Below are 15217 nucleotides of genomic sequence, written 5' to 3' on the forward strand. Positions count from 1 at the left end.
AATAAACAATTATAGTTATTAATTATGGGCTCTATCAAAACAATTTGTTAGATCAATGTCAATAAGGATTGTCGGTTGAATTTAACTTATTGGTCTTACCATTAGTCTGATGTGAGGCGTACTTGCGAATCGTATTCTTGTGTAGCTGGTTATGGGTCGAACTCCAGCGGGACGGGGTGAGCCTGCGCTTGAACAGCTAGCTAATTGCGTTTTACGCCCTTTTATTAGGCTTCTTAGCTCTATTTTAATGTAGCGGCACGATCGTTACTCGGTCGGTTGCTTTGCTTTTGGTAAAGCCAAAAAGCGATTTATGTTCGGTTTTGATCTGATTTAATGTAGTACCAAAATATTTGACCAATTATTGTCGAAGTGATATTAGTTAATAAGGTTACTGCTGTACCTTGTGCCTAATACAATAAATATCAGAAAATAATTTTGGGACTAAATACGATGAAGAAATTTAATATTTCGCCGCTAGCGTTAGCGGTGTTGTCCGCGAGTACATCTGGTCTTCTCTATGCTCAAGATCAAAACGAGCAACCCACCGCGAACCCAGAGGTCATTGAAGAAGTTCACGTGATGGGGATACGCGCGTCGCTTGACAGTGCGTTGAAAGCGAAGCGTGAAACCGCCAATCTTACTGAGTTCATTCAGTCGGAAGATATTGGTAAGCTACCTGATCAAAACCTTGCAGAGGTTCTTGAGAATATTACAGGTATTCAAATTACACGTTCGGCCGGTGTGGGTACCGGCGTCCAGATTCGTGGTACCAATGCTAACCGTACTGAAATCAATGGTATTTCAACGGTGGGCTCAGGATCAGGGCGAGGCGGTATTAACTTCGAAGACGTTTCAGCGTCAATAATCTCAGGTGTTGAGGTCACTAAAGCTCCGGATGCTACAACCATCGAGGGCTCGGTTGGCGGTACTATCAACTTAACCACTATTCGACCGCTTGAGCTAAGTGAAATGCTTGGTGCTGTGAGTGTACAGGGCGAAGATAGCAGTCTTTCTCCCGATGGCATTACGCCTCGTGTCTCAGGAACGTGGGGCGATAATTGGTCTACCGATGCGGGTGATTTTGGATTCGTAATCAGTGGAAGCTACGCAGAGCAGGATGTAACGGCTTTCCGTCCTCGAGTGGATCGTGACAATATTGTTCGCTCCGATAGCGGTGCGGCGAGCGCACAAGCTTTTGATTTTCTCCCTATCCAGTTCTTGAACCAGGACTATGATAACTATGAGTACGAAACTCAGAACTATGTAACAACCTTTGAGTGGGCCCCAAACGACAATACGAAGTTTTGGGTTGATGGGGTGTTTAATCGTCAAGATCGAAAGGAAGAAAGCTCTCGAGTTCAAGCATCCGGTGTAAGTGGCCTTCGAAACATTTCAATTCCATCCTCGTTTGAAGAAGTTAACTTCGGCACGCTGGACGGTGTTGACCTAGGTTCTATCATGGCTGCTCAAGTGGGTGTTCTCCCAGTAGAGGCGGACGGTAGTGACCCGAATCTACGATTCTCTAGTGATACGAACTCTCGAATCACAGACAGCGATATCTTTAGCGTTGGTGGAGAGTGGCAAGGCGATCGCTTGACCGCTCGTGCGGAAATTTCGTCGTCACGTTCCACCTCAACGTCGCCACGAATTAACACGACATTGAACTTTATCAACCCCAATGCCGCGCTTAATTCATCAAACGAGAACGGCACCCCGTTTGAGTACGACCTGCGTGGTGGTTCTTTGGCCTTTGGTATCGCATCAGGCGAAGCAAATGCCCCATCAGCCGCGGAACTCCTAGATCCAGCTAACGTCGTACTTCGTGATGTACAAATCGGTCGTGATGAGTTTAAGAACCAAGAAGATGCGTTACGACTTGATTTTAGCTATGACCTCGATATGAACTTCATTAAATGGATTGACGTTGGCTGGAGATACAATAAGACCAGCAGCACTACAGATGAAGTAAGGTCTTCAGTTGGTCTGCGATCAATGGCCGACTCTCCTTCAGGTAGTTTATTCGAAGACCTACTCGTTGCAGGGCCTAACAATTTTGGTGACGCTGATGGAAGAAGTCTCTTTGTGAAGGACTTCTTAGTTATCGATCCAGAACTTGTTGCTTCAAACCCAGATTATGTCTTAGACACCTTGAACGCGGCGATTACTGCGCACGGCGGCTCGCGTCCAATTGACCAGCCTACCTCAAGTGTTGATGCATTCTTTGATATCGACGAAGAGACGAACGCGCTCTACGCCCAAGCGAACTTCGAGCAGGGAATTTTCTCCGGTAATTTTGGCGTTCGCTATGTTCAAACTGATCTAACGTCAGTGGGTAATAGCGTTACGAAAGATGCTAATGGTAATGATGTCGTCACGCGAGAAAGTCAGACTGCAGATTATAGTTTCTTACTGCCGCGCGTGAATATCGTTGCAGCATTGAGTGATGACTTGCTTCTCCGTGGTGCATGGAGCAAGGATGTTCGCCGTCCTGACTTCAATGACCTGTCTACCTCAGTGACCTACAGCACAAGCCCGAATCCGGCGGTCGCTATCGGCAACCCAGCGCTTAATCCTGAGAAGGTGACGAGCTTTGACTTGAGTGCAGAATGGTACTTTGCCGAATCAAGTGTGGTTAGTATCGGATATTTCCATAAGACTCGGACAGGCTTGTTCGTAGGTCAGCAAGATGATCCTTATGAGGACCCAAACACTGGCTACCGAGATATAATTGGTCCGGATTGTGAGCAAGGGGGTATCTGGAATCCAATTGCAGATACTAACGTATTCGCCCCAACACCCGGCGTTGGTGTTTGTGTGCCGAAAGCTACAACTATCAATGACAATGGCGAAACAACTCAGCAGGGTATTGAGCTGGCGTTCCAGTATGACTTAGCAGGCTTCGAACAGGAGTTGGGTTGGGCATCAGGCTTCGGAATTGTAGCAAACTATACCATGCAAGAGTTTGATGGCGGTAAAGCGGTTGATACGGCTACCAGTCGTGCGCAGTCAGTTTTCGATCGCACAGCGCCCAATGCAGGTCAGATAACAGCGGTACAGTCGTTAATTGATTTGTCCGAGAATGCCTATAACTTCACGCTGTATTATGAAAAGTATGACCTTTCTGCTCGAATGCGATACACCTGGCGCGAGGCATATCGTTCAACTGACTTCGGTAGTACCTCTAGTTTCCCTTGGGGCTTCCCAGTGGTTCAAGAAGATCGCGGTCAGCTTAATGCAAGCGTGAACTATGATGTCACCGATCAGCTCAGCGTAGCGTTGGAAGGGATCAACCTCACCGAATCTGACGTTCGTCAGTCATGTGTCAACGAGGGAGCACTTAACTGTTTCCAGGGCCTGACAGATCGGCGCGTAACCTTTGGCGCTAGTTACAAGTTCTAAATAACTAGCAGTTATCGCTAGGGTCTCAATCTTGAGGCCTTAGCCTTAATGCGCTTAGAAAGCGCTAGAGCAAGTACGTTTTTAGGTTGTCAATTGGTCATACAGCTTGTATGATCAATTGTTTCCCAGTGTTCACTGAAGGATAGATGATGACCCAGTCAAGAGCAGCAACCAGCCAAAGACTTTACCAGCGTGTTGTAGCGGAAATCGAGCGAGGGCTCGACGAGGGGCTCTACCCTATTGGTAGTCGCTTGCCAACTGAAAGGGAATTGGCGGCGGACCTCAACGTTAGTCGGCCAACCATTCGAGAGGCTATGATTGCCCTAGAGGTTAAAGGCCGAGTGGTAGTCAAGATGGGGTCAGGCGTTTATGTTATTGAGCCAGCCTCAGCACCTTTATCGGCAACGAAATTTAGCCCGTTTGAGGTAACCGAGGCCCGAGTTGTATTAGAAGGCGAAGCGGCGGCGTTAGCGGCTGTTATGATTTCGGAAGGCGAAGTAGAAGCGCTTCGTGAAGTCTATCAAGAGATGGTTGATGAAAATGATCGTGGCGACCTGACTTCAGAAGTCGCGGATTTAAAGTTCCACCTAATTATTGCTAAAGCCACCAACAATCGTTGGCTTTTAGAAAGCATCGATAGCCTCCTAAAGATCCAGCAACAGAGTCCAGAAATTTTAGAGGCTCACAAGTCGGTTTGTAAGCAAGATGGAGCTACTCGACTAAAAGAACATATGGCAATTATTAAAGCGATGGAGCAGCGAGACCCTTCGGCAGCTAGGAAGGCTATGCGATCTCACTTCGCTCGAGGTTTAAAAGCTATGCACGATGTCTCGGAAGCTCAGGAAGTTGAACGAGTTAGAAAAGAAGTTATGGCTCGACGACAACGATTCTCTGTCAATAGTTTATTCGACTAGTAATGATGACGAGGCGCGCCGCTAGTGACGCGCCTTAGTACTCTTCTTCAGCTAGCGACAGCGGCCTCGCTGGCTAGCCTTTGAATTTCACCCCAGTTCTTATTAGCAATCAATTCATTCGAAACCATCCAGGTGCCACCTACGCACGGGACATTAGGAAGTGCTAGGTAATCTTTAGCATTACTCGGCGTGATTCCCCCGGTGGTGCAGAATGAAAGCTGTGAAAGTGGTCCCGCAATCGATTTGAGCAGCTTAATGCCACCGATGGCTTCCGCCGGAAATAGCTTCAAGTGCTTGAAACCTAACTGAGCTAGTTCCATTGCTTCGCTGACGGTAGAAACACCGGGAAGTGCAGGAATGTTCGCCGCTTTAATCGCTGCAGCGAGTTCTCGAGTAGTGCCGGGTGAGACAACGAACTGCGACCCTGCGGCAATGGCTAGTTCTAGATCTTCAGGAGTGAGCACTGTTCCCGCGCCAACAATGGCGTCGGGAAAGGTAGATCTTAGTAGTCGAATGGCCTCCAGGCCTTGCTCGGTTCGGAGTGTTAGTTCTAGAACGGTAAGTCCGCCTTTAATCAGCGCGGTGCCGAGAGGAATTACATCTTCGAGATCATTGATGACGATGACTGGAATAACCGGGCACTGCGCGGTGATCTCGGCGATGGTGTAGGATTGGCTCATTTCTCAACTCCGTAGATTGATTTTGGAACAATTGCGCCTTTATGCATGACAACGTGGGCTGCCACTTGGTTAGCGTGCTTAGCCGCTTCTAGCGGATTTTCGCCTTGGATCCGCTGAGCGAGATACGCACCGTTAAATGAGTCGCCAGCAGACGTTGTGTCAACGGGTTTTACAGGGGTCGTCGAGACAGCGATCCCTTTTTGAGTGCTTGGATCATAAATTGAGCAGCCTTTCTCGCCCAGCTTTAACACTACCTCGCTGACGCCACTAGCAAGCAGGCGCTCAGCAACATCTTCTTGGGTGCTACCCGGGTAGATCTTTTGTTCGTCGTCGAGTGTCGCGAGGGCGATGTCGACTTCCTTATAGAGGCGGTCATACCACAACCGAGTAGATGCTAAACTATCCCAAAGTTGCTGTCGGTAGTTGCCGTCAAATACGACCAATCCCCCGGCTTTGCGGTAGTGCCCTAAACGTTCAATAATTTGTTCCTTGTCCTGATCACTTATGATGGCAAGTGAAATGCCGCTCAGAAAAACCAGGTCGAATTGCTCAAGCGCGGTGAAGACTCGGTTGATTTTCGTCTCGCTGTCGAACATTCGGCTTGCTGGAGAACCGCTTCGCCAATAGGTGAAACTTCGCTCACCATCACTGTCCGTTCTGATTGCATAGAGACCGGGCGCACTGCCTGGCTCTTGAGAAACGTATTGACAGTCAACCGCTTCTTCCTGCCAGCACGACAGCATCCAATCACTGACAAAATCATCGCCTATTGAGGTGATGAAGGCGGGTGAAACCCCTTCGCGTGCCATGTAGATTGCGCAATTAAGTGTGTCTCCACCGAAGGAGAGCTTTGCGTCACTACTCGCTTCGCCTGGCTGAAGACTGAGCTGACTTACTTCGGCCATGCATTCGCCGATAATGGCAATTTTTTTGTTTGTTTCTGCAAAGGTAATCACGAGAACAATAGCCCGCCGTTGGTATCCAGATTTACCCCTGTTAGGAATGAAGAGTCCGTTGACGCGAGGAATGCAACTACGTCTCCCATCTCGTCAGGGTGTCCCTCTCGCTTCAAAGGAGTGCTGTTGGCAACGTTTGAGCGTACGTTATCTTGTGTGAACGTATCGTGGAAAGTGGTGCTAATCATCCCTGGGCAAATTGCATTAACACGAATACCCTGGGGGCCAAGCTCTTTCGCCATTGCGCGGGTGAAGGTCATGACAGCTCCCTTCGATGTTGCGTAAGCCGAAGCCCCCGGGCCGCCACCGTCTCGCCCTGCCTGCGAAGCCAAATTGATAATACTTGCGCCATTTCGCATAACGGGTACAACCGCTTTTGTAAGGAGAAAGGTGCTATGAAGGTTCAGTCGAAGTACTTGATCAAAGAAATCTTCATCCATTTCAAGGAGTGGCTTTCTGGCCACGAGGCCACCGGCAACATTGACTAGAATATCAACCGTATCGCCAAAGTTCTCCAATGCCGCGTCAACTAGACTCTGCGCTCCGTCAGCGGTCGTTACGTCGGCCTTTACGATGATTGCCTCGCCACCTGCTTCGCGGATTTCAGCAAGCGTTCGCTCTGCATTTTCCTGGTTGCCATAATAGTTAACAACTACCTTGGCGCCCTCGGACGCAAGCTTTAGTGATATAGATTTACCGATATCACGTGACCCGCCGCTAACGATTGCGACTTTGTTCTTTAGTTTCATAGCAATGTCCAAATCTGTTGAAAAATTTCTATTCATTCCGAGTCTACTCGCAGGTCAATTCTGCAGATTCGCTAATGCCTGCCGCATCTTGCGCTATCGCCACTGCGCACTGAGAGCCGTCGGTTAACGAAATGTAAACAGTGAGTCCGTTTTCATCTTCAATGACATCCATCGCAGCCACGCGACTACTCGCCTCCAGGGTATACTCCTTAGCTGGGTTATATTCACCGTGTGGCTCGAATAAGCTCACAAAGCGGTTCTGCGCGGCACCTTGGATACGGGTAATGAAGGCCTGTTGATGAACTAAGTTGAAGTCAGGATCGTTCGCGCCCGTTTCTACGTACAGCACTTGTGCTCGATCCGGAAGAATTGAACTGTGGGTATAGAAACGATTATTTTCGCCTAAAACGGTGTGCTGAGTCAGCCCAGCTCCTGGTTGGGCGGTGCCGCGGAGCCATAAGTGCTGATAGCCGTTACGATCTGATAGTGGCTGCAGTGAGGGTTCACTGTGAATGTCGGTGGAAGTATTAATGAGCTGGCCGTTGTAGTGAACGGGAAGGTCTAGCGTGCTCTCGGTTTCTGCCTCGACGTCAAAAATATCCAAAACGACCGACTCACCTGCTAAATCAAAACTAACCAGTGTTCTACCTAGTAGCACGCCATCGTAGGCTGTATTGATTGTCGCGCTAGTGAGTACTAACTCCTCGCTAACGTTGAAGGTATTAAGGGTTGGTGCATTTAAATTGCCTAATTTAACGTCACCATCAAAATGAGAGGTTTCGTTAACTACCAAGGTATTGTGGGCAATTGTTTGCTTGGCATAGGTTTCGTTTTCAGGCAGATAGCGTCCGCCGTTTTTGGATTCGATATTGAGAAATCTTGCCGCGCCGTAATCCGTATAGACCTCTTCGCCACGGTCAAACCATTGAATGCTCAGCTTGTCGAAATGCCCATGCCCTAGGCCCTGCGACGTGGCCTTAAACACTAAAGCCTGCCCTTCAGAGCCAACCAGAACGGAATCATTACTCCGCAATACAACAAGTGCTCCCTGATCATCATTGGGGCCGTCAAGAAAAGCTTGAGAGCGCATTTGATAGTCCTCGGCTAGATTGTCATCTAGCGCTTGAGCGACTAGTAAGCCATCCCCACTGAGAATGGTTTGATCTTGTGCGTCCGCAACACTTAAAAGGCTTCTATCACCTGTTTGCGAGTAGGCAATGGCTACCGCGAGAACAAGTTCGTCGGTCACGATCCCCTTTGATTTGATTGCGTCGTTGATGCCGAAAAATAGACCGTCGTAACTAAGTTGGATAGTGGTATCAATCGCTTTGAGCAGCAGGTTGTCACGATATTCAAAGATGCGTAGGTTAGGGCGATTATTCTCAATAGCCTTTGCAAAGGTCACAAACGGCATCAGCGCGTAGCGCTGGTAGTATGGGCCTTCAGAATAGTAACCGTCCGACGAAAAGAGCTCGTCAATCTGTTTTAGAAAACCGCCTTCACCGGAAAGTTCTAGGTCATAGAGGGCTCGATCTACCCATAGAGGTTCGTCGAGGACAAAGCCCGTCATGCCAACAGCTGCTGTCACCCACGTGCCGTGATTATGCACTTTGTTGAAAGTGGTTGGGGAATCCTCGGAGAGAAAGAGCGCCATTGGTCGGAGAACGCCGGCTTCAATACGATCTCGCTCTGAGCTGCTTAGGGAGTTGTAAACCAAATCATAAGCTTGAATTGAATACACAAGCCAAACGGCCTCATTAAGGCTTTGCCAAAACAACCTACCTGGGTTAGTCGCATTAGGGCGATGTTTCGGGTGGAGCGAGAGGTTTGGATATAACTCAGCATACTCAAGCAGCGTGTCGCGAACGAAGTCCGAGTAGCGCTCGTCTCCTGAAACTTGGAATGCGATGCCCGCGTCATAGAGTAGGCGATAGTTGAGCTTGTGTTGCTCGTGAGTGTAACCGCCGCCCGAATCAACCGGAACAGGGACGTCGACCCCTGATTCGATGATTGGCTCTAGTCGAGTCAGCAAGTCGTTGTAAGCAACTGTGAACCTTCCTGAAGGGCTATCTACCGCCTGACGCATCGTATCGACGTCGTCAGTGTTGATAACCAAATTTGGATGCGCCGCCGCGGCAGAGGATGCATAGCTTATAAAAAAGATAGTAATAAATGAACGAAATAGGACAAACATACTTAGTACTCTCTACGGGCTATTAGCAGGATGGATTGTCTAAATGCGCGGTATGGTTGCCGGGAGCAACGAGCTCTACCACTGAGATTTCGCCGGTGCTCTGGAAGCAATTTGATTCAATTCGGCTAATCGGCTCCCCGACGGTATGCTCAATGACTATCGGTCCGCTATTCTTGAAGCTATTTTCTTTGATGGATGTCACCTGAACCCCGTGAAGATAGACTAGGGCTTCGCTTGAACCGACATTATCGATGTTGTTATTGGCGAGCAAGAAGTGGGGGCCGAAAGTGCTTTCATCTCTCCCACCGCGATAAAGTGAGATGAGCGATCCCTTTACATTTGAAAGCGTATTGTCGGTAATGGTGACGTATTCGGCGTTGTAGATACCGAGGTCATCAATTTCCTTGTCGAGTACGAGGAGATTGCCGCTGACATCTGAGATCGTATTTCCTTGGATAATTATCTCGGTAGCAAACGCTCGTGCACCCGATTCGAAAAGATGGAAAGAACGGTTAATATCCAATGATTCAAAGGTGTTGTTAAGGAGTTCAAGTCGATAGTTTCTGAACATCCCCCACTTCTGAGTGCGAATAACTGTATTCCCTGAAGAGTCGGGGCTTTCGGCGCCGGAAATAGTAAGTCCTTCAAGCCTTAAACTACCGTGATTGCGGATTTCGAATAACGTTTGACGCTCGAAACTGATTGTAGTCTCGGATGGATCCTTAGCCACGATGGAAATAATTCTACTGACCGGAAGCACCTTGCGCACATTATAGCTACCGGGCGACAGAACAATCACATCGCCATCCTGAGCGGCCTCGATGGCGTCAAAAATGGCGTCTTCATTCGGAGAAATAGTAATTTCGCGGCCAGCTCCGAAATAAATATCGCTGCGCTTTTTCTCGTACCATTGCGGGCCAACGGCCTCAAAAGTTGCCGCTTGCAGACGGCTGGCGCCGATCCGTAAATTATCTTTGGTCGACAATAGCCCGCGCTCATCGCGAGCTAGTTGGTCTTCATCGAGAGTGTCGCTACGGCCCAACATCTCGTCGTTGAATCCTACCGTCAAGTTGTTGCTGAAGTTAATGCCATCAACGCTATCAAAAGCGGTGAATGGCGATTTGCCATCGGTGTTTACAATTAAATTGTTTCTGAAAGTTGAATTTATGGGCGCTGCAGAGCGCTCATCGTCGCTGCCTGCAGCGAACTGAATGTGGGAGACATCAACTAGGGTATTGTTCTCGATGAGTGCGTTGTCGACTTGGTGGTAGCGATTAATCGGTGAGTTCGGTACGCCGTTCATTACAGTAAATCCACTGCCAAATCGGTAGCCACGCAGCCCTTCAAAGTAGTTGTTGCGAACGACTTGGTCTGCGTTAATGATGCGAACACCGCCAGTATGATCGACGCCGTTACCTAGAAAAACGTTTCCTTCAATCAAGTTTCCGTTGCCATGGCGAAGTGTGAGCGTCCCGCGCGCTTCGTAGAAGAGATTGTTCCGGATTGTGTTTTTGCCAGACTTAACGGATATGATCTCTACTTCGCCATTGGTGCGATCGAAGACGTTATTTTCAACAAGCGTGAAAGAATCGCTAAGGGAGTAATGGGAGGTGCCAATACGCAGCGTTTCGCCGCCATTGGAGCCGAGCTCGGGGCGATGGCCGAAGTAGTTGTGATCAATGCGGTGATGGTTGCTCTGGCTTTCTTCAGTGTTAAGCCGAACTGCAAAGGTCACGCCTTTGTTTGTCTTACCGACAAACGCACTATGATCGACACGATTTCGCTGGCCATACATTGAGACCCAAAAATCGGACTCGAAGCGATCAGGGTTGCTATAGTTCTCAATCACAACATTAGTTACCCGCGAGTCAAACGCAACGGCTTCCTTGTTGCGGCGAAACTCGATCACTGCACTGCTTGGGGTGTAACCATCTCTAAATGTTAGGCCTGAAACGATCAAGTGCTGACCTACTAAACGAAGGTTTGACTGCCCTGTAAGAATAACTTTGCCAGCCTCTTCGGCGCTCAGTGTTATCGGTTCCTCAGCGGTCCCTTGACCAGCTAAAAGTAATTCGAAGTCTTCCCACTCTCCATTTGCGAGCACGACGTTATCTCCCGCCTCCAATGACTTGGCGATCGATTCATAATCTGACGGTGAGGTGACGAAGTAATTCTCTGCAATGGAGCAGGTGCAAATAAAGCCAGTAGCTAATGCCGCTATTTTGGAGCGTAGTTTCATTATTATGTCCTTCTTGAATTTCGGCGTGTTTCGGTGCGCCGAAACTGATCGCTTGGCTCATTAATGTAATTATCGCAAACACAATTGTCAATCAATTGGTCATACAAATGGCTCGGCGCTAGCGGTTTGTTTGGCTTGATGACCGTTACTGCTTTGAACGAGTTTCGGAAAGAAAGTTATCAGTTTCCCCCTGTTTATCCGTTATTAAGGCACTGATTTAACGCGCTTCAGCCAATTTAGCTCATTTTGGTAATGCCAATTTATCTACTATGTTCATAACAATATGATTGACAAGGCAGTAATTCGCTGACAAAGTTGGATATAAGAGTTAGGTTGCTGCTAACGCTATTCCGCTGCAGTACTACTCGAACTCAAGATGGCTTTAGCGATTAGCCTCTCGAGATAAAACCAAATAAATAATAAATCAATAAAATCTGTAATACACATTTGGGGGAAGTTCTAATGAATAAATTCTCAGCTAGGGATGAAGGCACTCGGCCGTCATTTCGTCAGTGCGCGTTGGTTACGGCTATTGCCGCAGCAACGCCATTCCTCGGCAGCAACGTTTTCGCACAGGAAGCAGAACAGCCAGCTGTGGAGTCTGAAGCGGTAGAAGAGGTTTTGGTAACGGGTTCTCGGGCAACTAACCGAAACCGGATCGAAATCAAACGCAATGCGACTTCGATTGTCGATGGCCTTTCGGCTAGTGATATTGGGGACCTACCCGCTCTGTCAATTGGTGAAGCACTGGAGTCAATCACGGGTGTCTCGTCTCACCGCGAGAACGGCGGCGCCACGGAAGTGTCCATTCGCGGATTGGGGCCGTACTTAAGCGCCACAACCTTTAATGGTCGCGAGGCGACTAATGGTAGTGGTGACCGTTCAGTTAACTTCTCTCAGTTCCCGTCCGAGCTTATGAATAAGATTGCTGTCTATAAGACTCAAGACGCTAGTCTTATCGAAGGCGGCGTAGCCGGTTTAATCGAATTAGAGACTCTGAAGCCGCTGAGCTATGACGAACAGCGAATTCAAGTGGACCTGAAGGGTAACTACAACCCAGACCAGCAAGATATTGAGGATTCAATGGCTGGAGATTGGGGGCATCGTGCCACGTTCAGCTTTGTAGATCAGTTTAACTTTGAAGGAATGGGTGATGTAGGTGTGTCATTCGGCTATCAAGTGAGTGATATTTCTCAACCTGAGCAAGAAGTTCGCTCATCTAGCCCGTCTGGTAGCTCTATCTATGCATGTTTGAATGATCCAGCTGCTACCTGGGAAGGTTATTACTACGCAGGTGATAGTGATTGCGAAGATCAGCGTGCCGATGCGCCATACGATCCAGATGGCGATGGAGATTTCTCTGAAAGCAATCAAGGCTATATCACTAAGATTGACCCAGCGACCGGTAAGGCCTACAGCGATGGCTTAGCCTACGCGTTTGCGCCGAGCTCTCGCGGTTATCGCCAAAACGATACGTCCGATGAGCGTGATGCTGTGTTCTTAGCACTTCAATGGCAGCCGAATGAAGATTGGGACGTCAACTTCGACATGCAGCTTTCTGATCGAGTTCAGTCTGAGCAGCGTCACGACCTTAACTTTGCAAACCAAAAACGTTCTACTGAGAATGTAACTGGCCCAGGCCTTGTTACTACCTCAAGTGGTGCGATCCTAGAGTGGGTTGGTGAAACGGCTATTGAATCTAATAGTGAAGTATTCTCCCGCTCCGAAGACTACAAAGGTTTCGGTCTAAATATTGCGCATCAGCTTACCGACAAACTAAGTGTATCGGTAGACTATGGTTTCTCTGAGACAACTCGCGAAGAGCTTCAGGTTTCATTAAGAACCCAGTCAGACAATCAAGACATCTACAATATGGACACTGCTGCGGGCTATCGCCCCTTAGTACATTGGGATCGCTATTCAGGTATCCCTCAGTACACTATTACCGACTTTGACGTCACTGACCACACGTTATTCTCTGATGAATATCGTGCTCGTATTGACTCAGACGTAGATCGCACCAATACCGTTGAGGCGTTCCGAGCTGATTTTGACTATGAGATGGAAGGCGATTTCTTTACGGGTATTGAGGGTGGTATCCGTGTCTCTGAGCTTAGTTACCTAAACTTGGGCGGCACACGTTATACTACGCCAAACCTAGACGACAGCTCGCAAGCGGAGCGCGATGCCATTGAGGCCATCAACCAAGCTTGTGCCGTCGACTTTCCTGAAGATGGCTTCCTTTCGAGTGAGCGCTCAGGCGACCTAATTACCACTGTTGATTCATCTGGCAATGTAGTTTCGTCTTCAAATAGTTGGGCAACATTCGACACCATGTGTGTCACCAACATGATTCTTGATTTCCATGGCGAAGACTTCGCTTATCCTGATCAGCAACGCGTAAGCCCAAGTACTACGGATGTCACTGAGTCGACGACCTCTGCTTACCTGATGGCAAATTTTGCAACGGAAATCAGCAACCTTCCACTACGTGGTAACTTCGGTGTGCGAGTTGTGAATACTGATGTTGAGTCAGTTGGCTATCGTACTGATTATGAAATTATCACGGATTCAAGCGGCTTCCTGAGCATGCAACCTGTTCCTGGAGCGGATCTTGAGAGAGTGGTAGCCGGAGACGACTACACTGAAGTGCTTCCGAGCATGAATGTTGTGCTAGATCTTACCGATGACATGCTACTTCGCGGTGGTATCTTTAAAGGTATGTCTCGTCCAGACCCAAGTGATTTGAATTACAACCGTGGTTTCCGTGTTAATACTGCAACCGATATCACGGATCCAAATGACTTAATTACTGATGTTAGCGCGTCAGGTAATCCAGCTACCGGTCCGTTGACATCTTGGAACTTCGACGCGAGTTGGGAGTGGTATCCTAACGAAGATTCGATGTTATCTGTTGGTGTCTATCATAAGACTTTCACAGGCGGTTTCGAGCAGGTTTCTGTTGCTGAATCGTTCACCGTAGATGGCCAGACAATTGAGTCTGAAGTTCTTCTGCGTGATACGGTAGAAGAAACTAATGGCCTGTCGGGTGTTGAAGTTTCTGCGTCACACCGTCTTTCATACTTGCCAAGTTTCTTGAGTGGCTTAGGTGTAAAAGCGAGCTACAACTACGCTGATTCTGACTTCGAGTTTGAAGATGAAAACTATGGAGATGTTTCGGTACGTAACCTAGACGGAAGCTATACCCAGACTAAGATTGGTATTGTAGCGCCAGGTAATCTTCCTGGGTTCTCAGAGCACGTGTTCTCAGGTCAAGTCTACTATCAGATTGCTGACTTTGACATGAGTGTGATTTACAAGTACCGCAGTGAATACTTCCAGCCTTATACCAGCAACGGCAATCGCCTTCGCTACGTAGGTGATGTGGGTGTATGGGAAGCCCGCGCAAGTTATGATATCAACGACACCTTCCAGGTGAAAATTGAAGCGATAAACTTGTTCAATGAGCCGAAGCAGCAGTACTTCTACGTGAGCGATAACCTCGGTGAAGTAAACTCTTACGGTCCAAGAATCTTCCTAGGACTGCGTGCTAAGTTCTAAAGCTAAAGGTCTTAATGGCACAGTCAGCTGAATGACTTCCGTTGACTATCCTAAAGCCTTCTTAACAGAGCTCTTTAAAAAGAGGTCTCGTTGGGAAGGCTTTTTTTTGTATCGGAAATACTGATGAGCTTCGCGTATCGTCCCTTTGAGTAATCACTACGAGTATCGTTGCTTAGGCGAAAGCAGCGGGTGTAAGTCGTCAAGCTAAGTTGCGGGATAGAGTGCCGTTGATAAGCGAATGGAGGTTGTCAGAGTAAGCGAATGAGGGTTGTCAGAGTAAGCGAATGGAGGTTGTCAGAGTAAGCGAATGAGGGTTGTCAGAGTAAGCGAATGAGGGTTGTCAGAGTAAGCGAATGAGGGTTGTCAGGGTAAGCGAATGGGGGTTGTCGAATTAATTGAACCTAACTGATTCGCTATCTTAAAGCTTAAGCGAAACGGTTGTGATTGGCGTCTCTCCAGTGTCTTCCCAGCTTCGATACCAGCCTGTAGACTGGTATCGAAGTGGTAGGAACGAGAAACTAAAGA

At 48.2% G+C, this 15217-nt stretch carries 8 protein-coding genes; 3 read left to right on the forward strand and 5 right to left on the reverse strand.

Translation table 11 applies throughout. The features are described from left to right. Positions 1-450: 450 nt before the first annotated feature. Together DFR27_RS01175 and DFR27_RS01180 are read left to right on the forward strand one after the other, a co-directional pair. Positions 451-3399: a TonB-dependent receptor gene (locus DFR27_RS01175; RefSeq protein ID WP_121875628.1), complete on the forward strand. Its 2949-nt coding sequence runs from the start codon at positions 451-453 to the stop codon at positions 3397-3399. 149 nt (positions 3400-3548) lie between these two features. Next, on the forward strand, positions 3549-4313 hold the full coding sequence (locus tag DFR27_RS01180; protein WP_121875629.1) for a FadR/GntR family transcriptional regulator: 765 nt from the start codon (positions 3549-3551) through the stop codon (positions 4311-4313). Between the two features lie 47 nt (positions 4314-4360). Here the strand turns inward: DFR27_RS01180 and DFR27_RS01185 are convergent, their stop codons facing one another. The 5 genes from DFR27_RS01185 to DFR27_RS01205 are packed head-to-tail and all read right to left on the reverse strand — an operon-like array spanning position 4361 to position 11131. Further along, positions 4361-4993: a bifunctional 4-hydroxy-2-oxoglutarate aldolase/2-dehydro-3-deoxy-phosphogluconate aldolase gene (locus tag DFR27_RS01185; RefSeq protein WP_121875630.1), complete on the reverse strand. Its 633-nt coding sequence runs from the start codon at positions 4991-4993 to the stop codon at positions 4361-4363. Beyond that, entirely contained in the window at positions 4990-5949 is a 960-nt protein-coding gene (locus DFR27_RS01190) for a sugar kinase (RefSeq protein WP_121875631.1), read from the reverse strand. Before DFR27_RS01190 ends, DFR27_RS01185 begins: the two co-directional genes overlap by 4 nt. Beyond that, a complete protein-coding gene (locus tag DFR27_RS01195) occupies positions 5946-6698 on the reverse strand; it encodes an SDR family NAD(P)-dependent oxidoreductase (RefSeq protein ID WP_121876086.1) in 753 nt (250 codons plus the stop codon). The genes DFR27_RS01190 and DFR27_RS01195 overlap by 4 nt, the downstream gene beginning before the upstream one ends. A 43-nt stretch (positions 6699-6741) precedes the next feature. After that, a complete protein-coding gene (locus DFR27_RS01200; RefSeq protein ID WP_121875632.1) occupies positions 6742-8892 on the reverse strand; it encodes a heparinase II/III domain-containing protein in 2151 nt (716 codons plus the stop codon). A gap of 22 nt (positions 8893-8914) precedes the next feature. After that, positions 8915-11131 (reverse strand): polysaccharide lyase 6 family protein, encoded by a 2217-nt coding sequence (locus tag DFR27_RS01205; protein WP_121875633.1) that lies wholly within the window; start codon positions 11129-11131, stop codon positions 8915-8917. A 462-nt stretch (positions 11132-11593) separates the two neighbouring features. Here DFR27_RS01205 and DFR27_RS01210 point away from each other — a divergent pair, with 462 nt between their 5' ends. Next, entirely contained in the window at positions 11594-14692 is a 3099-nt protein-coding gene (locus DFR27_RS01210) for a TonB-dependent receptor (protein ID WP_121875634.1), read from the forward strand. Positions 14693-15217: the final 525 nt, after the last annotated feature.

It is taken from the genome of Umboniibacter marinipuniceus (genome assembly GCF_003688415.1).
GTDB classification, from domain to species: Bacteria; Pseudomonadota; Gammaproteobacteria; order Pseudomonadales; family DSM-25080; genus Umboniibacter; species Umboniibacter marinipuniceus.